Origin of the sequence: Streptomyces sp. NBC_00377 (assembly GCF_036075115.1) — a bacterium.
GTDB lineage: Bacteria > Actinomycetota > Actinomycetes > Streptomycetales > Streptomycetaceae > Streptomyces.
In genome coordinates this window covers 322599-344275 of record NZ_CP107958.1, presented here as the reverse complement: position 1 = coordinate 344275, position 21677 = coordinate 322599, and the positions used below count along the sequence as shown (strand labels likewise).

Genomic DNA, 21677 nt, shown 5'->3' with positions numbered 1-21677 from the left:
CCCGTGCCGCGCAGCGCGATCGGAGAGCCGCTCACTCCTGCCGGGCCCGGCCGTCCGACATGGACAGGCCCGTGGTCCTTCCGCCGGCCGCACCCTCCGCGTCATGGCTGCTCTGCGTTCGTGGCTGCTGTGCGATCTCCGGGCTGTGGCCTCGTCTGCGTGGGGAGGCCGAGGGGGCGGGCCGGTGCGTCGAAGGTATAGGCGTCGGCGTCGAAATGGCTCAGGCGGCGCACGAGCCGCCCGGTGGACCACGGCCAGGCGAAGGTGTTCTGCCCGGTGGAGGTGAAGTAGTAGCTGCTACAGCCGCCCGTGTTGTAGACCGTGGTGGCGAGCGCCTCCTGGACGGCGCTGTTGTACGCCACCTGTGCGGCCGACCGGACGTGCAGGCTGCGGTGACCGCTTTGGCGGAGGTGGGCCAGGGCCGCGACGAGGTAGGTCAGCTGGGCTTCCAGGACCGTGATCGCCGAGGTGGAGCCTCCGAGCAGGTTGGGGCCCAGAAGCAGGAAGAGGTTGGGGAAGCCGCTCACGGTGGTGCCCAGGTACGCCTGCGGTTCACCGCCCCACGCCTGGTCGAGTGTCTGGCCGTTCGTGCCGTACAGGGCTGCGGCCAGCGGCAGCTCACCGACGCGGAAGCCCGTGGCTTCGATGAGCACGTCGGCGCGGACGGTGGTGCCGTCGGCGCCTACGACCTGGTTGGCGCGCACGGCGCTCACGGCGGTGGGATGCAGACGCACATGCGGTTGGGACAGGGCCCGGTAGAAGGTGCTCGACGTCAGAAGACGCTTGCAGCCCAGCCGGTAATCCGGTGTCAGTTGCCGACGTAACCGTCCGTCGCGGACCGCCAGGCGTAGGTGCGCGCGGGCGCCCATCTCGAGGAGACGGGCGGCCTGCGGGTGACGGAAGGCGTGACCGAAGCCCTCTTGCAGGGTGTATTGGCCGGCGCGCAGGACGCTGCGCGCGCCGGGGACGCGGTCCACCAGTCGGTTGAGCGCTGCGGGAACCGGCAGATCGGGCTTGGGCAGCACCCACTGAGCAGTGCGCTGGAAGAGGTCCACGGCCGTGGCCTGTGCCTCGACGGCCGGGACGATCTGGACGGCGGAGGCGCCGCCGCCCACCACGGTCACCCGCCGCCCGGTCAGGTCGACGCTGTGATCCCACCCGGCGGTATGGAACACGGGACCGTCGAAGTCCTCGAGCCCGGGAACCTCCAGGCGGCGCGGGACGTGCCACGGGCCGGTGGCCAGGACCAGAATCGCCGCGCTGTAGGGCCCGTCGCTGGTTTCCAGCAGCCAGCGGCCAACCTCCCCGTCCCACCGGGCCCCCAGTACCTGCACACCGCAGCGCAGCACGTCACCGAGCCGGTACCGCTCGGCCGTCGACCGCAGATAGGAGAGGATCTCCCGCTGGCCGGCGAAGACCCTGCTCCAGGCTGCGTCCGGCGTGAAGGAGTAGCTGTAGAGCGTCGAGGGCACATCACAGGCGCAGCCCGGGTAGGTGTTCTCCCTCCAGGTGCCGCCCAGTTGCGTCCCCTTCTCCAGGACGAGGACGTCGTCGAGCCCTGCCTCGCGCAGCCGTACGGCGGCCCCGATCCCGGAGAACCCCGCTCCCACGACCACGGCCCGCACGTCCCTGACCGTCCGCTCACTCTGCGCCGGGATCACAGAGACGCTCCAGCCGGGCGGCCGACGCACAGGCCCCGGCCCGCACGGGACAGCGAGGAAGCCGGGGACGAGACTCGCCTGAGTAGTGTGATCACCTACCGCCAACGATCACAAAGCCACAACGTCACCCTGCCCGCTCAGTTTCTGTCTCAGATTGCTGCTGCTCTATGTGGGGGTGACCGCGTCCACCGTGCCGGTGCGGCCGAGCAGCGGATTGCGGATGCCCGCCTCGCGCAGGGCGGGCGGGGCGGATGCGGTCATGTCGGTCTCGATGTGGCTGGGGTGAAGCGGAGTTCAGGCGGATGCCGTGTGGGCCGGTTTCCAGGCCCGGAGCCGTGTCAGCCCTCGCGGCGCAGCGCGGCCGGCGTCGTACCGAGGTGGGAGCGGATCACTCGGGTCAGGTGTTCCTGGTGGGAGAAGCCGCAGGCGGCCGCCACCTGGGCGATGGGCATGGATCCGGCGCGCAGGAGGCGGGCGGCCCGCTCCACGCGCAGCCGCACCAGGTACCGGTGCGGAGGGCACCCCGTGCGAGCCCTGAAACGCCGGGCGAACTGGCTGACACCGAGCCCCACGGCCGAGGCGAGGTCCTCCAGCGACAGCGGCTCGGAGAGGCGGGCGTCCATGAGTTCCCGTACAGCCGTGAACTGCCGTTCGTGCAGCCCCACTTGGCTTGGCGTCGGCTCGGCGACGCGACGGACGCTGTGTCGGCGGGCCAGCTGGGCAGCGGTCATGAGCGCGAGCTGATCCGCATAGGTGCTCCCGCTGGGCTCCCAGTGCCGTACGACACCGTCGAGTGCCAGAACGAGTTGCTCCAGCAGCGGGTCCGTGGTGCCGAACTCCTCCTTCAGTCGCACCGGTCGGCCGTCCTGCGCCGCCTCTGCCGTAGCTTGGAGGGCCGCGTCCGACAGGTAGACGTGCACCGTGTTCAGATGACCGCCGAGTTCCACGTCCAGCTCCGTGTCGGCTGGATGCAGGAACAGCCCTCCGGGCGGCACCTGCCGTGCGGCCGTCAACCCGCGGCGTCCCCTCCTCACCGTGACGGGGCCGTCCAGATGCAGGATCACCAGGTGGCTGCCGGCTCCGTGAAAAGCGTCCCTGTACGGCAGTTCCCGTTGCGTCGACAGATACAACTGCTCCCAGCCGAGACCCCTGCTGCTGCGGACGGGACGCACCCCGGGCCGCGTCAGGATGCCGTGGGTGTCACCGAGGCCCATCTCGCTCACGAGGCCCTCCTTCGGAGCACGGTCCTGCTGCCACCCGGCACCGGCGGGCAAGCACGGACCGAGCCGCGGCCGACGCCGTTTTTGTGCAAGGCGATGCGGAGATTATGCAGGAACGGCCGGCCCACAGCCGCGAATACTGTGGGAGACCCCCGACCCCGCAGCACGGAGAGCCGCTTCATGAGAAGTTTTGTGCACACCACCGGCCCGAGCCGGGTGGTCTTCGGCACGGGTACGCTCTCGCAGGTCGGCGATGAGGTCGAGCGACTCGGCGGGGCCCGGGTACTGCTCCTCTCCGACGGATCACCGGCCCTGCGCAAGGACGTCCAACGGCTCCGCGAAGCCCTGGGCGACGTGGCGGTGGCCGAGTTCGACGGCGCGGCCATGCACACCCCCGTAGAGGTGACCGAGCGGGCCCTGAGCCTGGTGCGCGAGCAGCGCGTGGACTGCCTGGTGGCGATCGGCGGAGGGTCGACGACCGGCCTCGCGAAGGCGCTGGCGGTCCGCACGGAACTGCCCCAGGTGATCGTGCCGACCACCTACGCCGGATCCGAGGTCACCCCCGTGCTCGGCGAGACGGCGCACGGCCGCAAGGTCACCCGGTCCTCGCCCGCGATCCTGCCGGAAACGGTCGTGTACGACGTCGAGCTCACCCTGCGGCTACCCGTCCCCATGTCGGTGACCAGCGGCGTCAACGCCCTGGCCCACGCCGTGGAAGCCCTCTACTCACCGGACGCCACTCCGGTCACCGACGCCATGGCCCTGGAGGCGGTCGCCGCCGTCGCCCGTGCCCTTCCCGCCCTCCACGACGAACCCTCCGACCTGGAGGCGCGGGCGGAACTGCTCCAGGCGGCGTGGCTGGCGGGCACCTGCCTCGGTGCCGTCGGCATGGGGCTGCACCACAAGCTCTGCCACACGCTGGGCGGCACCTTCGGCCTGCCGCACGCCGAGACCCACACCGTGGTCCTTCCGCACGCCATGGCGTACAACGCGCCCGCCGCACCGCAGGCGATGGACCGCATCGCGCGCGCCCTGGGCGTGTCCGACGCCCCCACCGGCGTTTTCGACCTGATCCGCCGGGTCGGCGGCCCGACGTCGCTGCGCGATCTCGGCATGGCGGAGGCCGACCTGGACCGCGCGGCGGAACTGGCCACCGCACAGCCGTATCCGAACCCTCGTGAGCTGACCCGCAGCGGCCTCGCGGATCTACTGGGGGACGCCTGGCACGGCCACCGCCCGCAGGCGGCGACCGGCTCCGCACCCGACCTGCGCCCGCTGACCGACGAGGTCGTGGCGAGCTTCGACGGCTGCGCGAACCCGCGCCTGAGGCAGTTGCTCGCCGATCTCGCCCGCACCCTGCACGCCTACACGATCCGCAACCACCTCACCCCGCAGGAGTGGCAGCGGGCCATCGACTTCCTCACCGAGGCCGGCCACATCACCAGCGACACGAGACAGGAGTTCATCCTGCTCTCCGACACCCTCGGCGTGTCCAGCGTGGTCGACGCCCTCTCCAACTCCCGTAATCCGGACGCGACTTCCTCCGCGATCCTCGGCCCCTTCTACGTGGCCGGGCCGCCCGCCGCCGAACACGGCAGCGACATCGCCGGAGGGCTCACGGGCACGCCGATGTGGGCGGACATCCAGGTGACCGACCAGGAAGGGGAGCCGGTCGCCAGTGCCGTGGTGGACGTGTGGCAGTCCAACGAGGACGGCTTCTACGACGTCCAGCTCCCAGATGTTGACGGGCCGGTGCTGCGCGCCCGGTTCACCACGGGTGCCGACGGGCGGTTCACGTTCTGGTCGATCCTCCCCTCGGAGTATCCGATCCCGGACGACGGGCCGGTCGGCAGGATGCTCTCCGCCGTGAGCCGCCACCCCTACCGTGCCCCGCACGTGCACTTCCTGATCGACGCCCCCGGCCACCAGCCGCTGATCACCCAGCTGTTCGTACGGGGCGGGGCCTACCTCGACGGAGCCCCCGGGCAGCGGGACGCGGTCTTCGGCGTCAAGGACGACCTGATCACCGACTTCGTCCGGCGCACCGGCCCGACGCCCGACGGCCGGCTCATCGACGGTGAGTGGCGCCTGCTCGAGTTCACCTTCCGCATCGCGCGCCTCGGCGACTGAGCATGCCTCGGGCGCCGCACAGCACGTAACCCCCTGACGTCCGTGACGTCTTTTCACACAGCTTCCCGGAGACACACCATGAGCACGTCTGAGAAGTACGACACCGACGTCCTGGTCATCGGCAGCGGACCCGCCGGCGGCACCGCGGCCCTGCTCCTGGCGACGTACGGTGTGCGCACCCACCTGGTCACCAAGTACGGATGGCTGGCCGGCACACCGCGCGCCCACATCACCAACCAGCGTGCCATGGAGGTCTTCCGCGATCTGGGGATCGAGCAGGAGGCACTGGAGAAGGGCACACCGAGCCGTCTGATGGGCGACACCGTATTCGCCACCTCCCTCCTGGGCGAGGAGATCGGCCGCATCCGCACCTGGGGGACCGGCGACGAGAGCCTGACCGAGTACTCCTCCCAGAGCCCCTGCGGCATGACCGACCTTCCGCAGACGTATCTGGAGCCCATCCTGCTGGCCAACGCCGCCAAGCGCGGCGCCGTGGTCCGGCTCAACACCGAGCTCGTCGACTTCGAGCAGGACCCGGACGGAGTGACCGCACGTCTGCGCGACCGGCCCAGCGGTACTGAACACACCGTGCGGGCCCGTTACATGATCGGCGCCGACGGCGGCCGCAGCATCGTCGCGGACAAGCTCGGTCTGCCGATGGAGGGGCAGATGGGCAAGGCCGGCAGCATGAACATCGTCTTCAGGGCCGACCTCACGCAGTACGTCGAGCACCGGCCCAGCGTCCTGTACTGGATCATGCGCCCGGGCGCCGATGTCGGCGGGATCGGGATGGGCCTGCTGCGGATGGTCCGGCCCTGGAACGAGTGGCTCATCGTCTGGGGCTACGACATCGACAACCCCCCGCCGAAGGTCACCGACGAAGTGGCGGCAGCGATCGTCCGTGATCTCGTGGGCGACGACGAACTCGACGTGCAGATCGACAGCGCCTCCCTGTGGACGGTCAACCATGCCTACGCGACCCGGCTGCACGCCGGACGGGTCTTCTGCGCGGGGGACGCCGTCCACCGGCACCCGCCGTCCAACGGCCTCGGCTCCAACACCTCCGTCCAGGACTCCTACAACCTGGCGTGGAAGTTGGCGGCCGTGCTCAAGGGACATGCCGGACCCGAGCTGCTTGACACATACTCCGACGAGCGGGCACCGGTCGCGAAGCAGATCGTCGAACGCGCCAACCTTTCCCGGGGCCAGTTCCTGCCCCTGTTCGAGGCACTGGGCGTCGTCGGCGGAGACGAGGAGGGCATCACCAAGGCTCTGCACGCGGCGCGCCAGCCGGACGCGGAGGGGGCGAAGAAGCGCCGGGCCATTCGCGAGGCGATCGAGTTGAAGCACTACGAGTTCAACGCCCACGGGGTCGAGCACAACCAGCGCTACGAGTCGGCGTCCGTCATCCCCGACGGCACCACGGAAACGATGGCTCGCGACGACGAACTCTTCGGACACCCGACCTCCCGTCCCGGCGCCAAGCTGCCGCACGCCTGGCTCGTCGACCCGAACGGCAGGCGGATCTCGACGCTCGACCTCGGCGGCAAGGGCAGGTTCACCGTCCTGACCGGCCTGGCCGGCACCCTGTGGGCCGACGCCGCGGACACCCTGGCCGAGGAACTGCGCCTCGACCTGTGCGGCGTCGTCGTCGACCGCGACGCGCACGACGCGTACGGCGAGTGGAGCCGCCGAGCGGAGATCGACGAGGAGGGCGTGCTGCTGGTCCGCCCGGACGGGTACGTGGCCTGGCGTCGGCCGAGCGGAGCCGCCGACATCACCGAGGCGACCCAGCTGCTGCGGGAAGCGCTGACCGCGGTGCTCTGCCGGCCTGGAGCCGGGCCCGCTGACGCGTGAACAGGCTGAGCAGGCACCGTAGGTCAGCCTGGATCGGCCAGGTGAGGGGCAGTGCGCGAGTGTCGGGGGCCCGGACGACTGTGCAGATGTGCCGGGCGGCAGGGTTCCAAGGAGCCCGTCCACGCTCGACCTGTTCGGCGCACGCGTCGACGACGGCGTCGTGGCCATCGGTGGCTCGCTGCTGTGGCGAGGAAGGCGCCGCCCCTCTCCTGCGGCCCAGGAACCGGCGTCCGAGCCCGCCACGACGTCCTCCGGCCATGCTCAGGCAGGTCGCTGCCTCCCACGCGGACGGCGAGGGCACGAGGAATGCCCCAGGGTCTTCCCTTTCGGCCCTCCCGTCGTGTCCGACCGGGCTGCGAAGCTGGGCGGGTGGGGCGGCGCCCCACCCCTGTCCACGTCGACGCCGTGCGCGCTCGGCGAACGCCGCCCAGCACCGCCGGAAGGAGCGAACTTGCGAGCCCGTGGCGCCACTTCGGACAGCGAGAGCCACCAGCCCGGGCTCACCGCCCGACCGGCCACAGCGGCGGCGCCGTCGGCGCGTGCCGACGGCCGGGATGCCGCAGCTCTCACAGATTTGCAGCGCACCGCCGGCAACGCGGCCGTCGTGCGGATGCTCCAGCGGGCCCGGGGTGCCAACGCTGCCGGGCAGGAGGGCGAGGCGTCCGTCCAGCGTTCGTCGGTGCACGAGGTTCTGCGCAGGCCCGGCAGACCGTTGGACGCGCCCGTGCGCCAGGAGATGGAGAGCCGGCTCGGGGCCGACTTCGGCGATGTACGCGTCCACACGGACAGCGCCGCCCGCGCGTCCGCCGCCGAGGTGGGCGCCGGCGCGTACACCTCGGGCAGTCACATCGTGCTCGGTGACGGCGGCACCGACCGACACACCCTGGCCCACGAGTTGACCCATGTGATCCAGCAGCGGCAGGGTCCGGTCGCGGGCACCGACAACGGGGCCGGGCTCCGGATCTCCGACCCCGGTGACCGCTTCGAACGCGAGGCCGAGGCGAACGCCGTTCGCGCGCTCGCGGGCCCGGCGCCGTCCGCCGGACACGCCCCCGGCCACCCGGTGGGCCAGGAGCACGTCGACGGCGGCACTGCGGTGCAGCGCCGAATCATCGAGATCAAGAAGGGCACACCCGGCACGGTCGAGACGCAGTTGTTCAACGACTTCTTCACTGCCGTGGACAACGCGGTCGGGTGGGCCTACCACTACGTCACCACCGCCCCGCAGCTTGGCCCGCTCGCCGACTACGACGGCTACACCAAACGCTGGGTCGAGGTATGGCAGGACTATCACGCCACCGGCCGAAGCGGAGGCATCTCCAAGGAGTTCGGCTACGCGATCGAGTCCGTCACACAAGCCCATTTGGAAGGCGCCGGAAAACCCACTCTGCCGGCGGGGACGTACTTCGCCACGCAGGTGACGTACGGCTCCACCCGACCTGACTACGTCCTGTACCGGCAGGGCAGTCCCATCGGAGCGGTGGACATCACCGCCACCGCCAGCATCGGCCACGTCCTGAATAAGACCAGCTGGGACGCCTTGTTCCCCCAGTTCGGCGAGTCCGTCTACCCCTCCCTCGACCCCACGGTCATCGCGGGCATGCAACTGGCCCACGCCAATGCCGCGCCTCTCACGCAGCAGCAGGCCGACCAGCTGAAGCAGCAGGCCGCGGCGAACCGCGCCATGTGGGAGGACAACTGGCAGCTGATGGGCGTCTCCTTCAAGGAGGCCATGCAGCGCCTGGGCCTCATGAATGCCGCGGGCCAGGTGAAGGGCGGCGGCGACCCCGTCGTCCGCGAAGAACAGCGCCGCAGCGCGGTGTACTCCTGGATGACCGAGAATCTCGGCGTCGACCAGGCCACCGCCGTGAGCAACGCCACGGTCATGCTGCTCAAGTTCAACCCGAGTTGGCCCGACTCGTTCTCCTGCAACTACTCAACGGCGAGCGTGTCCCGGGGCGAGGCGTTCCTGACCTCGGTGTTCCCGAAGTGGAGCCAGAACCAGGGGACCTGACGGCGCGCCGAGTCGGGACCCACGGTCGCGGACGTCCTCGGCCGGGTCGCGTGTCGCGCGGCCCACCTGGCAGACCGCCGCAAGCAGGGTGTCCTGTCTGTGCGATGTGTAGGCAGTCCCGCATTTCCGTAGGCACGTACGGCCAGATCCCGGTCGTATGTAGGCAAGTTCTGACTGCCCGGCGACAGGCTGGGAGACGATCGGAGAGCGCCAAGCGGAACCCTTGGTTGACCTTCACCTTGGGGGAGCCCACAGCATCAGTGGGGCCGGGCGACGTGCTCGGCATGAGGAGGAACCAGCATGGGGTTGCTGACCATCGGGGCGTTCGCGAAGGCGTCCCGGCTGTCGCCGAAGGCGCTGCGTCTCTACGACGAACTCGGACTGCTGCCCCCCGCTCGCGTCGACCCGGTCACCAGCTACCGCTTCTACGCACCGGAACAGCTGGAGCAGGCCCGGCTGGTCGCCTGGCTCCGCCGCCTTGGAATGCCTCTGGCCCGCATCCAGCACATCTGCACCCTGGATGCAGGTGCGGCAGCCCAGGAGGTCCGCGCGTTCTGGGTCCAGACCGAGGCCGACACCGCCGCACGGCGGGACCTGGCCACCTTCCTCATCGACCATCTGTCTTGGAAGGACCCTGCCATGTCTCCCACCGCCAAGCCCCTGGAAATCCGTTACGCCGCTCTGTCCGACACGGGCCTGGTCCGCGAGAGCAACCAGGACACCGCCTACGCCGGTCCCCGCCTGCTCGCCGTCGCCGACGGATGCGGCAGCCAAGGAGCCCCTGCCAGCGCAGCCGCCGTCGACGCGCTCAAGCACCTCGAAACCGACGGCGTCCCGGCCGGCAATCTCCTCAACGTCCTCGAAGACGTCATCGAGCAAGCCAAGCAGGCCGTGCACGACGTCGCCGGGAGCGGCTCCTCGCCAGATGGCACGGGCACGACACTCACCGCGATGCTCTGGACCGGATCGCAGCTGGGTCTCGTCCACATCGGCGACTCCCGCGTCTACCTCCTGCGCGACGGAGAGCTGTGCCAGATCACGCACGACCACACCATGGTCCAGTCGATGGTCGACGAAGGACGGCTCACCCTGGAAGAAGCCGCCTCCCACCCCCAGCGGTCGCTGTTGGTCCGAGCCTTGGGCCGAGGAGGCAACACCGCCACTGACATGCGTCTCCACGACGCTCAGCGGGGCGATCGATATCTGCTCTGTTCCGACGGTCTGTCGACCGTCGTGCCGACCGAAGAAATCCGCCGCGTGCTCTCCGAGATCAGCACACCCGAGCAGGCTGTCCGCGAACTGATCACCCTCGCCATCAGCTCCGGCGGCCCCGACAACGTCAGCTGCGTGGTCGCCGACGTCACGGAGCTCCGGCAGTAGGAGCGAGCGGCATGCACATCGAGTTGCACCGGATCGGCTGCCGAGAACTCATCCGCGAAGCCGACACATGCCGGCTCTCCCAACGAGCCAGGAAAGCCAAGCCGGCTCCCAAGGCCACGACAGCCGAATCGTAGGAGATCAGTGAGCGGGTGATCGGTGCGCCGGAGTTGTTGTTGTGCCAGATCGCGGCGGCCAGCGCCCGGATGCGTTGAGCGACGCGCATGGCGGCGCCCTCGATGGTCCGGCGTCAGTATTGATCCAGCTCAGGTTGGCCTTTGAGCGTGTCGTTGGCCGACTCGATGAGCTGGCGGACCTTCTCGACGGCAGTCAGGAAAACCGTCACTCGTCACGGAAGCTGACGCTGAACGCCAAGAGGCGGCTCACCACACCCGGCCGGGTCAGAAGCCGGCCCATGCACGCAGCTGACGGCCGAGCAGGCCAACGCCCATCACGCCGGAAGCTGCGTCCTGCACCAAGGAGACCGCCTCCTTCGGCGGGTAGTCGAGCTGACATCCGTTCAGAGCCAGGTACGCCTCCGCAGAGTGCCAGGCGAAAGCCTCGTTGGAGTGCTCCAGACTCGGCAGCTTCACGAGCGTCTGGAGCAGCGCGGCCGCCCGAAGGTACACAGAGCCGTAGATGTCACGATCCATGGCCCGAGCGTTGACCCGGGCGACGGCCGCGTAGAGCGGCCCGTAGTCGTCAACCTGCGGATCACCGGGCAACAGCTGCGCCGCGTGCAGAAGGAAAGGCACCTCGAGTGGCTGGAGCGGTTCCTGCGTCACGCGGCGTGGCCCCGCTCCTCCTGCGCCTCGAGGCCGCGCCGCGCCTCGAGCTCCGCAGCGCGCTGCTCCGGGCTGGGATCGGCCGTGCCGGCCTCCGCGGCGAACGCGTTGCCGCTGCGGGACATCGATTCCCTGAACGCGTCGAGGAAGCGATCTTGCACGGCGGTGGCGCGGGCGTAGGCGGCGGACAGGATGTACTCCTGGAGGCTGACACCCTCCTGCTTCGCCGCGGCCTCGATCGCGGCCCGCTGGTCCGGATCGGGGAAACGCAGGTTCATGGCTTTGATAGGTGACATGGTACCGATGGTACCGTCGGTACCATCGATCGGGCCAGAGCCCGAACTGAGGGCAGCGCTAAGGGGTGCCATGGGTGGGCCGCCAGTGCGTCTTCGCCGCAGCCGATCGCCTCGCCAAGTCGCGGCCGATCGCCTCGCCAAGTCGCCGCCGATCCCGGCGTGATCGGCCGGCGCGGCCTGGAGATCGCGCGGTCCCCGGCGACCCTGCCGCCTCTGCCGTGACGGTCGGCCAAGACGCCATGGGTGCCAGGGCGGTCAGCCATGACATCCCTCGTCGCCCGGCTCGGAGGCGCGCAGTTCCGCGCCCGCGGCCGACCTTCACTGCGTGTCCCCTTACCGCGCTCCCCGGCTGCCCGCTCATCCTTCCGCAGTCCCTTGACGGGCTTTTGTTGCCGTTCTCCGCCGCGGCCTAAGACACACCTCATCACCCACATGCGAAAATCTGTCGTGGCTGGAGTAGACATTGGGTGGTGTCGTGGTTATGGTTTCTCTCGTAGCCCAGAGAGAACAGGGCCCGGCAGACACGAACTGCCGGGCAGTAGTTCCGCAGTGAGCAGGACGGTTCGGTGGTGGAGTTCCGAAGCCAGGGTTGTCGCAAGACGGTGACGGAGCTGACGACCGGACCCTGGGTGGCCCGCAGTGATCAGGGGCCGCCGACAGCAGTACCGCAGTGGCAATACGCATAAGTGCAGTTCGCAGTACTCAGCAGTGAAGTCGGTGAGCAACACCTCGGTGAAGGCGTCGGCTGCGGGCGCGCACCGGGAGGTTCGGCAGTGGGGTTCCAAGCCAGAGCAGGCGCAGGATGGGCGAGCGGGGCTGGCTGCCGGAGAGTGGCGCTGTGACAGGCCACTGAGCAGGTCGCATCACACCAGGAGTACACAACGCAGTAGAGCAGTATCAGCAATGAGGGAAGAACGGAGGAAGTGGACGCCATCAGGATCGCCCGGGCGGCTTTCTGAGTCCGGGTACCGCAGGACATCGATAGTGAGGTGGTCTCCGGTCGAGCAACCGCGATCCCAGCATTCCTGGCAGCGTTTCGGCCAGGTGTGCGGTGACAGAAGGCCGGCGCAAAAGTAGGGCCGGCAGATGGTGTAGCAGTTCCTTCGGGCCCTGGCGCCGCACGGCGCCAGGGCCCTCCATGCGTTCTACAAACAGGTCGCGGAGTCTTCGGCCATGTGGCCCGCTTCGCGGGCTCCCCACCGCCACGCCTTGGCGGCATCCCTGAAGCGCTCGTCGGAACCACGATCGTCGTGAGGTTCCCTGCGGCCGCGGGTTGGGCAAAGTGCTCACGTCGCGCGGGCTCGGCGGCGGGAGCGGGGTGGTGGGCGATGCCGCAATCGCGGGCGATGGGTCGGCCTTCCAGCGCCGTGCCGGAGATCTGGAGTCAGAACCCGAAGGCGGCCGACGGCGCCTGCCTCAGCGGCGGGTGGTGCCGCCGCCGGGCGGGTCGAACAGGGTGATGCGGGCCGTGATGCGCTTGCCGACCGACTGCGGCTCGACGAACAGGGCCTCGCTGACGGCCTTGACGATCTCCAGGCCGTGCTGGCCGACCCGGTCGGGATCGGCGGTCCGGGCCACGGGCACGACGGGCTCGCTGTCCCACACGATGACGTCCACGGCGTGGATGTTGATGGCCAGTTCCACCAGGACCGGGCCGGGGGCGTACTTGCAGGCGTTCGTGACCAGCTCACTGACCACCAGCTGCGTCAGGTCCCGCGTACGGGCGGGCACCAACACGGGGTAGTCGGCTTCGGCCTGGTCGAGGAAGGCGAGAGCGTGCCGGCGGGCGTCGGCGATGCAGCCGTCGCCTCCGCCGAGCGCGTAGCCGGCGCGGATCAGGTGCTCGACCGGCCCGGTGCAGCCGTCACCGTGGGCTCGGGATCCCCTTGGTGCGGCCCTCATGCTGCATTCACGCCTGCCCCACTACCCGCCATCTCGTCATACATGCCTGAGCCATGTTGTTCGGCATGGCCGCCCGAGCGTATGTCCAGGCGAGTGGGGCAGAATCATCCCCGCAGGATCTGACCAGGACACGCCCAAGCACAGCCGAGGACACGGTGACCGACATCGACAAAGCGGACAAGCCGGAGCGGCTCTCCGTCGAGCAGCGCACAGTCGACGGCATCCGTGTGGTGACTGTGCAGGGCGAGATCGACAACGACGTCAAGGACGTCCTCAGCAACGCCCTGCTGCCCCCCGAGGGCACCCTGGCCCCGCGGATCGTGGCGGATCTCAGCGGCGTGACCTTCATGGACTCCAGCGGCATCAACGTCTTCGTCACCGCCCACCAGACTGTCACCGGCGCCGACGGCTGGCTGCGGATCGCCGCCGCGCAGGAATCGGTCCTGCGTGTCCTCGAAGTGGTCGGCATCGACGCCATCATCACCTGCCATCCCACCCTCGAGCAGGCACTGCGCACCTGAGCGTCTCTACCCGGGCAAGTCAGGGGCGCCGTCCTGGCGGGCGTGCCGCCAGGACGGCCGCGCCAAAGAATGGAGCATCGGCTTCGGCAGTGGCAGGCGTCCCCATGCCCAGCGGAACACCGCTTCGGTTTGCCAGGCGGTCTCTTCCAGGACGTGCAGATCTTCGCCAGGTTCCAGGGTGGGTACCAGGCGCCGGGAGTGCAGCTCGAGGGTCACATCAGCGACGTCCAGTCCGCGGGCGCTCTGCGCTATACCGCTGACGGACCGGGCCAGGCTGGCAAGCGGCCGGCGAGATCAGTCTCCTCACCCGCCCGGCGAGATCAGTCTGCTCACCCGCCCGGCCTGGGAGCAGATGCTGCACCACCTTGCTCTGAGCGACAAAGAGGCGTGCCACATGGAACTTTCCGCGGTCGCCTACGTCGACGTCGACGTAGGCGGCGCTTCGGCCCCGGCGATGACCGGCCTGGGCCTTGCAGAGGGGCGACGCATCGTACTTGAGGCGCCGCCTGGCACCCTGCGGCGCATGCCGGACTCGTTCTGGCCGGACAATGCGCGGCGGGAACACCCCGGACGGCCGCACCAACAGCCCGGTCGCGGTAGGCCGAGGCCGGGGTCAAGTCACGCCGGTCCCATCCGATGCCGAAGGGAATCGTGCAGATGAGCCAGGGGTGACGGCCCCCCGTTCGGTCGGTCAGGACCCTTCCATTCCGCCAGACTCCTGGAGAGGGACGCTCCGGTGGGGCGTGCGTATGGGCGATACGGGGTGGGCGTGACCGAGCGCGGTAGGGCAGACCGTGCCGCTCCGGGCGAGACGGGGGTGGGTGTGAGGGGCCACGGTGTCCAGCGCACACGCGCGGCGACGGGGGACCGGCCGGGTGGGCGGCCGGACAGCGACGAGCAGCGGCGAGTCGACGGGCCGGTGCGTGCGGTGCCGCGGCACGTGGCCTGCGTGATGGACGGCAACGGCCGCTGGGCTCAGCGGCGCTCGCTTCCCCGGACGGCGGGCCATCGGGCTGCGGAGACCACCGTCATCGACATCATCGAGGCGGCCCGGGCCGCTGGCGTCGAGTGGCTCAGCCTGTACGCCTTCTCCACCGAGAACTGGAACCGTCCTGGTTCCGAAGTCGACTTTCTGATGCGCCTGGTCCGCCGGGTTGTGCGCAAGCACGCGCCGCTGCTGCTCGCCCGCGGCATCCGCTGCCGCTTCCTGGGGGCCGCGGACCCGCGCCTTCCCCGTGAGCTGGCTCAGGATTTCGAGGATCTGGCGACGCTGACCGCCGACAACCGGGGGATGACGCTGACCGTCGCCTTCGACCACGGCGGACGCCGGGACATCGTGGAGGCTGCCAGGTCGCTGATCCGTAGCAAGACGCCCGCCGAGGAGGTGACCGAGCGGCTCTTCGCGGACCACCTGCCGTTCCCCGACACCCCCGACGTGGACCTCGTCATCCGCACCTCCGGAGAGCAGCGCATCTCGAACTTCATGCTCTGGCAGGTCGCCTACGCCGAGTGGGTCTTCCCCGAGGTGCTCTGGCCGGACTTCCGGGCCCCGGACTTCCTCGCCTGCCTGCACACCTACCGGCGCCGTGACCGCCGCTTCGGCGGCGTGCCGCCCCAGACGAACGGAGACCCGGAATGACGACTGGAACGACCACAACGGGCGACGAAACACCGCTGTTCGGGCCGGAGTCGCAGTTCAGCGCCTTCTTCGACGACCCGCGCTGGGCGCTGGCCATGATCCGCGCCATCGTGCTGGAGGCCGCCCACCCGCAGATCGGTGCCGCCCTCGCCGACAATTCCACCTTCGTCGCCCACCCCTGGCGCCGGCTGCGCAACACCTTCCTCAGCATGCGGCGCATGTTCGACGCAGATCCGGCGGTACGCGAACGAGAGGCCTCCCGCCTCAACAGGCTGCACGCCCGCATGAGCGGCTCCGACTCCCGCGGCCGCGGCTACGACGCCATGGACCGCGCGACCCGCGCCTGGGTCGTGGCCACCCTCTTCGAAAGCGCCGTCACCATGTGCCGACTGAGTGGCCAGCCGCTCGACCAGGACACCATGGAGCGCATGTACGCCGAGTACCGCCTGTTCCTCGCCGCGCTCGACGGCGACGCCGGAGAACTCCCCGAAAACCTCACCGACTTCTGGCGGTACTTCGACCGGGTCGTCGAGGAGGAGCTGGAGAACACCGAGGCAGCCCGGGTCATCCTCTACCGGCTCTTCGACCACCTGCCCGCCCCGGCACTGCTCGCCGGCGCACCGACACTGTGGGCCGCCGGCCGGGCCGTCGTCGGTCCGCTTCTCGGCGCGATCACCGTCGCATCGCTCCCCGAGCCCTACCGCCGCAGGGCCGGCCTGCCCGAGATGCCCGGCGCCCCGACTCTCATGCAGGGCGCCTACCTGGCTGCCGGGCTCAGCCGATTCCTGCCGGAGGGCTGGATCAACGCCGAAGCCATCATCGAGACCCTTTCCCTCTCACCCGACAGCGACGACCCCCGCGCCCGGACCGTGAGCGCGCTGCGCGCCCGCATGAAGCGGGCCTCGGCCCTGCTCCGCCTTCTGACACCACTGGGCGAAGAGACCGGCCCCGACCCGGACCCGGCCGCCTCGCGGACAACGGGAGAGGGCCGGCGCTCGGCGGAGGAGTTCTTCCGTCAGGTGCTGGACCAGACCGGCGACGGCCACCTCGACTGGCCTGACCTCGCCGCCATGGCACGCGAATTGGCCACGCGCCTCGACCTGGACGAAGCCCAGGAGACCCGGCTCTACGACGCCTTCGCCGCTTGGTGGCGCGAACTCCAGTCCACCCTCGACACGGACGGTGACGGCCGTGTCAGCGCTGGCGAGTACGCTGCCGCCGTACCCTCCCTCGCCGGTCCCGCGCTCATCCGCGTCGCCGAGGTGCTCTTTGACGCCACTGACAAGGACGGCAGCGGGACCATCGACGCGGACGAGCACAGGACGCTCTTCCGCACCGCCTTCCACCGCGACCTCACCACCACCGACGGCACCTACGGCCGCAGCGCCTTCGTGGGCGACTTCCTTTCCTTCATGGCAGGCCACCGCACGAACACCCCGTATGACCCGCTGCTCGCCGACGCCTGACGAACCCGTGGGACGCGCCGCCACCGGGGCACCGGCGCTTCGCCCGTGACACACGGCGCAGAGCAAGACTCGGTCACGATCGCGCCCGGTAGATGCCGGACAGGTCGGGGCCCCACCCCTCGCGACGGGTCGATCAGTCCTGCGCCACGTTCGCCGCGGCCACATTCTCGATCACGTGGCCGAGTTTGGTCTTGGCCCGGGTCAGGTCCTGGATGCGTGCGGCGATGCGGTCGCGTTCGATGATGAGCTGGTCGAGCATGGCGGGGGTCGCGACGCCGGTGCTCACGCACGGCAGGAGTTCGACGACGGTACGGCTGGAGAGGCCGGCCGCGAAGAGGTCCTGGATGAGCTGGACCCGCTCCAGGGCTTCGTCGGGATAGTCACGCTGCCCACCGGACGTCCGCGTCGATTCCAGGAGTTGCTGTTCCTCGTAGTAGCGCAGGGCCCGCACGCTGACCCCTGACCGCCTGGCGAGCTGTCCGATGCGCATGACGCAGGTCGCTCCCTTCCCGCTCGTACCTCACATTGACGTCAGGTTCAGGCTAGCGATGCCGGCTCCGAGGGCAGCTCTGGGGGGCCGATCGAACCGTTGCCGGCGCCGAGATTGATCATGGCCCAGTGGTGGACCCGAGGGCGTCACGCGGTTCACGTACGCACGGCAGTCCTCGCGTCGTGCCGGGATCACCGTGCCCGCCCGAGGGCACATGGGTGTCGACCGTGACGGCGGCGTGATCCCTCGTAGTGGCGCAGGCCCCCACGCTCACCCCCGCCTGCTCGGCAACCTCACCCCTCCGCACCTGCCTTCCTCCGGCCCGGTGGCAGTTGCGGCTTGCACCTCACGTCAACGTCAGGTTCTAAAGTGACGAGCGGTAGACGAACACGTCATTCCGGCCCGTCAAAGTAAGGCAGACCATTATGCGCGCAGCCCGGTTCCACGAGTACGGCGGAGTGGAGAGCCTGGTGATCGAGCAGGCCCCTGACCCCCACCCCGGACCCGGTGAGATTCGTGTCCGCGTCGCGGCGGCCAGCGTCAATCCCGTCGACTGGAAGTTGCGCTCCGGCGCCCTGCACCAGATCTTCCCCCTGGATCTGCCCGGCATTCCCGGGCGCGACGGCGCCGGTGTGGTCGACGAGATCGGCGATGGGGTGCAGGGGGTGAGCATCGGAGACCGGGTCTTCGGGCTGGGCGGCCTCACCGGCGCGACCGCGGAGCTGCTCATCCTTTCGGCCTGGGCGCACACCCCCGCCACGTGGAACGACGAGCAGGCCGCGGGCGCCGGTCTCGCGTCCGTGACCGCGATGCGTGGGCTCGACGCGCTTGGTCCCCTCGCGGGGCGCACCCTCCTCGTCGAGGGTGCCGCCGGAGGCGTGGGCAGCGCGGCGGTCGAGATCGCCGTGGCACTAGGTGTCGGCACCGTGATTGGGACAGCCAGCGAACGCAACCACGAGTTCCTCACCTCTCTCGGCGCCGTCCCCACCACCTACGGCCCCGGCCTCGCACAGCGCCTCGCCACCCTCGCTCCGCACGGCGTCGACATCGTGCTCGACACCGCGGCCTCCGGCTCCCTGGACGACCTCGTCGCGATCGCGGGCGACCCGAAGCGCGTCGCGACGGTCGCCGACCAAGCGGGCGGGCAGCGCCTGGGCACGCACGTGGCCCACGCGGTGAACGACTCCACTCTCCTGTCCGCGGCGGCGGCACTGGGCGGGCAAGGCCGCTACACGCCCCGTATCGAACGGGCCTACCCCCTGGAGCGGATCGCCGACGCCCACGCACACGCCGAGCGCGGACGCACCCGAGGAAAGATCGTCATCTGCATCTGACAGGCGGATCTGTATCTGAACACGCCCACGAGGCAGGCAACTCGCAGCATGCGGAACTGCGTGGCGAGCGTGCCCTCGATCGGTACCGGCGAGCGGGCGGCCCGGAGCGGGCCGATCTCCATGGCCCTCGTCAGGCAGGCCGCCCCCACTCGGGCACCGCACATGGCACATGAGCCGGCGTCCACGGGGCGCCAGCCACATACAGCTTCAGCAGCTCGCTTTTTCCCAGCACAGCGGACGTAAAGCCAGCCTTCGTGCGGCCGTTGGGGTCAGCGGGTGGAGTCGAGGTGCCAGACGGTGGCGCTGTCCAGCTTCACCGAGCCGTTCTCGGCGAAGACCTGGACTCCCTGGCCGGCGGGGTCGGGGAAGATCTGGTCGGTGATCACGGCTTCGCCGCTGCCGCCGAAGACCTCGACGGACGACCAGTCGACCAGGATCCGCAGCTTGATCTTGCCGTTTGCCGCCTTCAGAGGTGCGGTCTGGATGCCGGGGAAGGTGCTGTTGAAGTCCACGGTGCCGGAGTGTGTGCGGTCGACGTACAGCTCCTGGGTCGTGGTGTCGTAGCCGATGACGGTTTCCTCGCCCGTGGTGCCGGTGCGTACTTTGAGCCCGAAGCGTTCGGCGTCCTTGGGGGAGAAGGTGGCCTCGATGTCGAGCGCCTTGCCGTCGGCAGCGGGACCGATCAGTGCCTTGGATGTGTTCGTCACGATGGCGGCGGTCGCGGTCGCCGGTGGATCCTGCCGCAGGGACTTCACGGCGTTGACCGGCTCACTGGTCAGCCGGACGCGACCGTCGACTGTGCGCAGGGCTGTCTGGCGGGGGATGCTCTGTGCTCCGCGCCAGGGGGAGGTGGGGGTGGCGCCGGCGTAGTCCCAGTTGTTCATCCAGCCGATCATGTACCGCTTGCTGCCCGGGGTGTTCTCCCAGGACACGGCCGCGTAGTAGTCCTTACCGTAGTCGGCCCAGCCGGCGCGCTGCTGGACGGAGAGGGCGGGGGAGTCGGCGGCGGTGAACTGGTCGGCGAGGATGTGGCCCCAGCCGCCGGCGTTCATGTCCACGAGCTGGATCTGCGCCCTCTTGCCCAGGTAGGGGCGCATGTTGAAAGAGGCCCAGTCCAGCATCTCGCTGTCGGAGCCGGTCGCACTGCGGACGACCTGGCCTTCGACGATCAGATTGACGGCCGTCTCCTGGGAGCCGGGCTGGGCCTGCGTGTCGGACAGTACGATCTGGTCGGCGTTGAGATGGCCCCAGCCGCCCGTGTTGTCGTCGACCACCCTGATCCGCGCCTTCTTGCCGGCAAGGTCACGGACGTCCCAGGAGGCCGTCTCGAGTGATTCGGTGTCCGTTCCGGTGGCGCTGCGCACGACCTGGCCGTCGACGAGGAGTTCGAGGGCGGTGGGGTTGGCGGAGCCCGCAGGGTGATTGCCGCCGCCGATGAGGAAGTTGACGTAGCGCTTGTCGATGGTGAACTCGGGAGAGGTGAGGGTGCCGGTGCCGGCGTCGCCGTTGAGGAAGGTGTTGACCAGGCCGCTGCCCTGGAAGCCGGAGACCTGCTGCTGGCCGGGGAGGGTGCCCGTGGCCGGTGCCGGGCCGAAGGCGTCGCCGGTCGTCGTCCAGTCCCCGTAGGTGCCGCCGTCGAAGTCGGCGAGGACCTTCCCGGGCTGGTGCGGGTGCCGACCGCCGCCGATCTTGAAGTTCAGGTAGGGGCTGCTCACGGTGAAGGAGGGCGAGGTGAGGGTGCCGCCCGTGGCGTCCCCGGAGTGAAAGCTGTTGGCGAGGCCCTTGCCGTCGAAGCCGGCGACGGTCTGCTGCCCGTCGAGCGTCCCGGCTGCCGGTCCCGGGCCGAACGCGGTGCCCGTGGCCGTCCACGAACCGAAGCCGCTGCCCTCGAAGTCCTGCATGACCGCTCCGGCGGGCGGGGTGTAGGTGCCGTTGTCCTCGGCGGTGAACTTGGTGCCGTCGAAGGCGCCGATGAAGTACTGGGCTGCCGAACCGCCCGCGATCCCACCGGGGTTGATGTTGACGACCAGGACCCACTTGATGTTGTTCTTGTCCCCGTCGACGGCGAGGGGGAACAGGTCGGGGCACTCCCACACACCGCCCGTCGCGCCGGCCGGGCCGAACTCGCTGAGCTGAGTCCAGTCCTTGAGGTTCTTCGAGGAGTAGAACCGCACCTTGTGCTCGGCGGACAGCGATACCGTCATCAGCCAGCTCTTGGTCGGCGCGTACCACTGGACCTTGGGGTCGCGGAAGTCCCTCGAACCGATGTCGATGACGGGATTGCCCTGGTACTTGGTCCAGGTTCGGCCGCGGTCAGTGCTGTAGGCGAGCGCCTGCGACTGCATGCCGGTGGACTTGTTGTAGCTGGTGTAGATCGCCACCATGGGCGGGTTCTTCTTGGTGCCGAACCCGGTGGTGTTGTTCTCGTCGACGACGGCGCTGCCGGAGAAGACCATCTCCTTGTCGTCGTGCGACAGGGCGAGCGGCAGTTCCTGCCAGTGGACGAGATCCGTGCTCACCGCGTGGCCCCAGGACATGTCGCCCCATGAGTTGCCGCTCGGGTTGTACTGGTAGAACAGGTGGTACTCGCCCTTGTAGTACACGAGGCCGTTGGGGTCGTTCATCCAGTTCTTCTCCGGAGTGAAGTGGAACTGGGGACGGTAGGTCTCGGAGTGTGGCGGTGTGTCGGCCGCGGCGGCCCGAGGGGCGAGCAGGGCGGCGGACAGGGCACAGACGGCCGCCGCCGCGGCGGTCATCCGCACGCGGGCATGCCGCGATACACGTCCAGAGCTCATGGTGCCTCCTGTGCGCAGCCCACGCAGCACAGCCTGCGGCGGGCGGCCCGAAATCTGACGCCCTGGCCCGCGATGTCGTCCACACCGTCGACCAGAGGATGTCAGCGATGACTTGTGTCAACGTTGACATCGAGTGGCCCGATCATGGGCGAATCCCGCCAACGCGTCAACGGTTCGGACGGGATTGCCG

The 21677-nt window shown here is 69.6% G+C and carries 15 protein-coding genes and 1 pseudogene; 8 read left to right on the top strand and 8 right to left on the bottom strand.

All coding sequences use genetic code 11. The features are described from left to right. Positions 1-101 precede the first annotated feature (101 nt). Positions 102-1661, bottom strand: a complete 1560-nt coding sequence (locus OHS71_RS01720) for a flavin-containing monooxygenase (RefSeq protein WP_328476029.1) — start codon at positions 1659-1661, stop codon at positions 102-104. Between the two features lie 338 nt (positions 1662-1999). Next, positions 2000-2875 (bottom strand): helix-turn-helix domain-containing protein, encoded by an 876-nt coding sequence (locus OHS71_RS01715; protein WP_328484367.1) that lies wholly within the window; start codon positions 2873-2875, stop codon positions 2000-2002. A 186-nt stretch (positions 2876-3061) separates the two neighbouring features. Here OHS71_RS01715 and OHS71_RS01710 point away from each other — a divergent pair, with 186 nt between their 5' ends. From OHS71_RS01710 to OHS71_RS01695, 4 genes are all read left to right on the top strand, one after another. Beyond that, positions 3062-5011: a maleylacetate reductase and hydroxyquinol 1,2-dioxygenase domain-containing protein gene (locus OHS71_RS01710; RefSeq protein ID WP_328476027.1), complete on the top strand. Its 1950-nt coding sequence runs from the start codon at positions 3062-3064 to the stop codon at positions 5009-5011. 78 nt (positions 5012-5089) lie between these two features. Continuing rightward, positions 5090-6868, top strand: coding sequence for an FAD-dependent oxidoreductase (locus tag OHS71_RS01705; RefSeq protein ID WP_328476025.1), 1779 nt, complete (start codon positions 5090-5092; stop codon positions 6866-6868). Between the two features lie 610 nt (positions 6869-7478). Then, complete coding sequence (locus OHS71_RS01700) at positions 7479-8882, top strand: eCIS core domain-containing protein (protein ID WP_328484366.1); 1404 nt, start codon at positions 7479-7481, stop codon at positions 8880-8882. Positions 8883-9182: 300 nt separating this feature from the next. Further along, positions 9183-10262 carry a MerR family transcriptional regulator gene (locus OHS71_RS01695; protein WP_328476023.1) on the top strand — a complete coding sequence of 360 codons (1080 nt, stop codon included), beginning with the start codon at positions 9183-9185 and terminating at the stop codon, positions 10260-10262. Between the two features lie 127 nt (positions 10263-10389). Here OHS71_RS01695 and OHS71_RS41245 read toward each other — a convergent pair. The 4 genes and pseudogenes from OHS71_RS41245 to OHS71_RS01680 all read right to left on the bottom strand — a co-directional run. After that, a pseudogene (locus OHS71_RS41245) lies at positions 10390-10584 on the bottom strand (IS982 family transposase); the annotation flags it as partial. 76 nt (positions 10585-10660) lie between these two features. Next, the gene (locus tag OHS71_RS01690; protein ID WP_328476021.1) at positions 10661-11044 is read right to left on the bottom strand and encodes a fic family toxin-antitoxin system, toxin component; all 384 of its coding nucleotides are present in this window, start codon (positions 11042-11044) and stop codon (positions 10661-10663) included. After that, positions 11041-11340, bottom strand: coding sequence for a type II toxin -antitoxin system TacA 1-like antitoxin (locus OHS71_RS01685; RefSeq protein ID WP_328476019.1), 300 nt, complete (start codon positions 11338-11340; stop codon positions 11041-11043). The genes OHS71_RS01690 and OHS71_RS01685 overlap by 4 nt, the downstream gene beginning before the upstream one ends. 1416 nt (positions 11341-12756) lie before the next feature. Next, positions 12757-13242: an ATP-binding protein gene (locus tag OHS71_RS01680; RefSeq protein ID WP_328476017.1), complete on the bottom strand. Its 486-nt coding sequence runs from the start codon at positions 13240-13242 to the stop codon at positions 12757-12759. Between the two features lie 155 nt (positions 13243-13397). On the opposite strand from OHS71_RS01680, the gene OHS71_RS01675 reads away from it, so the two are divergent. From OHS71_RS01675 to OHS71_RS01665, 3 genes are all read left to right on the top strand, one after another. Then, positions 13398-13763 carry an STAS domain-containing protein gene (locus OHS71_RS01675; RefSeq protein WP_328476015.1) on the top strand — a complete coding sequence of 122 codons (366 nt, stop codon included), beginning with the start codon at positions 13398-13400 and terminating at the stop codon, positions 13761-13763. A gap of 919 nt (positions 13764-14682) precedes the next feature. Continuing rightward, positions 14683-15402, top strand: a complete 720-nt coding sequence (uppS, locus tag OHS71_RS01670; RefSeq protein ID WP_328484365.1) for a polyprenyl diphosphate synthase — start codon at positions 14683-14685, stop codon at positions 15400-15402. Further along, entirely contained in the window at positions 15399-16868 is a 1470-nt protein-coding gene (locus OHS71_RS01665; protein ID WP_328476013.1) for an oxygenase MpaB family protein, read from the top strand. The genes uppS and OHS71_RS01665 overlap by 4 nt, the downstream gene beginning before the upstream one ends. A gap of 133 nt (positions 16869-17001) precedes the next feature. Here OHS71_RS01665 and OHS71_RS01660 read toward each other — a convergent pair whose 3' ends face one another. Then, the gene (locus OHS71_RS01660) at positions 17002-17358 is read right to left on the bottom strand and encodes a MerR family transcriptional regulator (RefSeq protein ID WP_328476011.1); all 357 of its coding nucleotides are present in this window, start codon (positions 17356-17358) and stop codon (positions 17002-17004) included. A gap of 425 nt (positions 17359-17783) precedes the next feature. Between OHS71_RS01660 and OHS71_RS01655 the strand changes: the two genes are divergently transcribed. Then, positions 17784-18692: an NADP-dependent oxidoreductase gene (locus tag OHS71_RS01655; protein WP_328476009.1), complete on the top strand. Its 909-nt coding sequence runs from the start codon at positions 17784-17786 to the stop codon at positions 18690-18692. Between the two features lie 269 nt (positions 18693-18961). Here OHS71_RS01655 and OHS71_RS01650 read toward each other — a convergent pair whose 3' ends face one another. Continuing rightward, positions 18962-21487: a GH32 C-terminal domain-containing protein gene (locus OHS71_RS01650; protein ID WP_328476006.1), complete on the bottom strand. Its 2526-nt coding sequence runs from the start codon at positions 21485-21487 to the stop codon at positions 18962-18964. Positions 21488-21677 lie beyond the last annotated feature (190 nt).

Coding starts and splice junctions, on each gene's coding strand:
- OHS71_RS01715 (WP_328484367.1), bottom strand. CDS start 2,875: ATGGGCCTCGGTGACACCCACGGCATCCTGACGCGGCCCGGGGTGCGT.
- OHS71_RS01660 (WP_328476011.1), bottom strand. CDS start 17,358: ATGCGCATCGGACAGCTCGCCAGGCGGTCAGGGGTCAGCGTGCGGGCC.
- OHS71_RS01705 (WP_328476025.1), top strand. CDS start 5,090: ATGAGCACGTCTGAGAAGTACGACACCGACGTCCTGGTCATCGGCAGC.
- OHS71_RS01710 (WP_328476027.1), top strand. CDS start 3,062: ATGAGAAGTTTTGTGCACACCACCGGCCCGAGCCGGGTGGTCTTCGGC.
- OHS71_RS01680 (WP_328476017.1), bottom strand. CDS start 13,242: ATGAGGGCCGCACCAAGGGGATCCCGAGCCCACGGTGACGGCTGCACC.
- OHS71_RS01650 (WP_328476006.1), bottom strand. CDS start 21,487: ATGAGCTCTGGACGTGTATCGCGGCATGCCCGCGTGCGGATGACCGCC.
- OHS71_RS01700 (WP_328484366.1), top strand. CDS start 7,479: ATGCTCCAGCGGGCCCGGGGTGCCAACGCTGCCGGGCAGGAGGGCGAG.
- OHS71_RS01695 (WP_328476023.1), top strand. CDS start 9,183: ATGGGGTTGCTGACCATCGGGGCGTTCGCGAAGGCGTCCCGGCTGTCG.
- OHS71_RS01665 (WP_328476013.1), top strand. CDS start 15,399: ATGACGACTGGAACGACCACAACGGGCGACGAAACACCGCTGTTCGGG.
- OHS71_RS01655 (WP_328476009.1), top strand. CDS start 17,784: ATGCGCGCAGCCCGGTTCCACGAGTACGGCGGAGTGGAGAGCCTGGTG.
- OHS71_RS01685 (WP_328476019.1), bottom strand. CDS start 11,340: ATGTCACCTATCAAAGCCATGAACCTGCGTTTCCCCGATCCGGACCAG.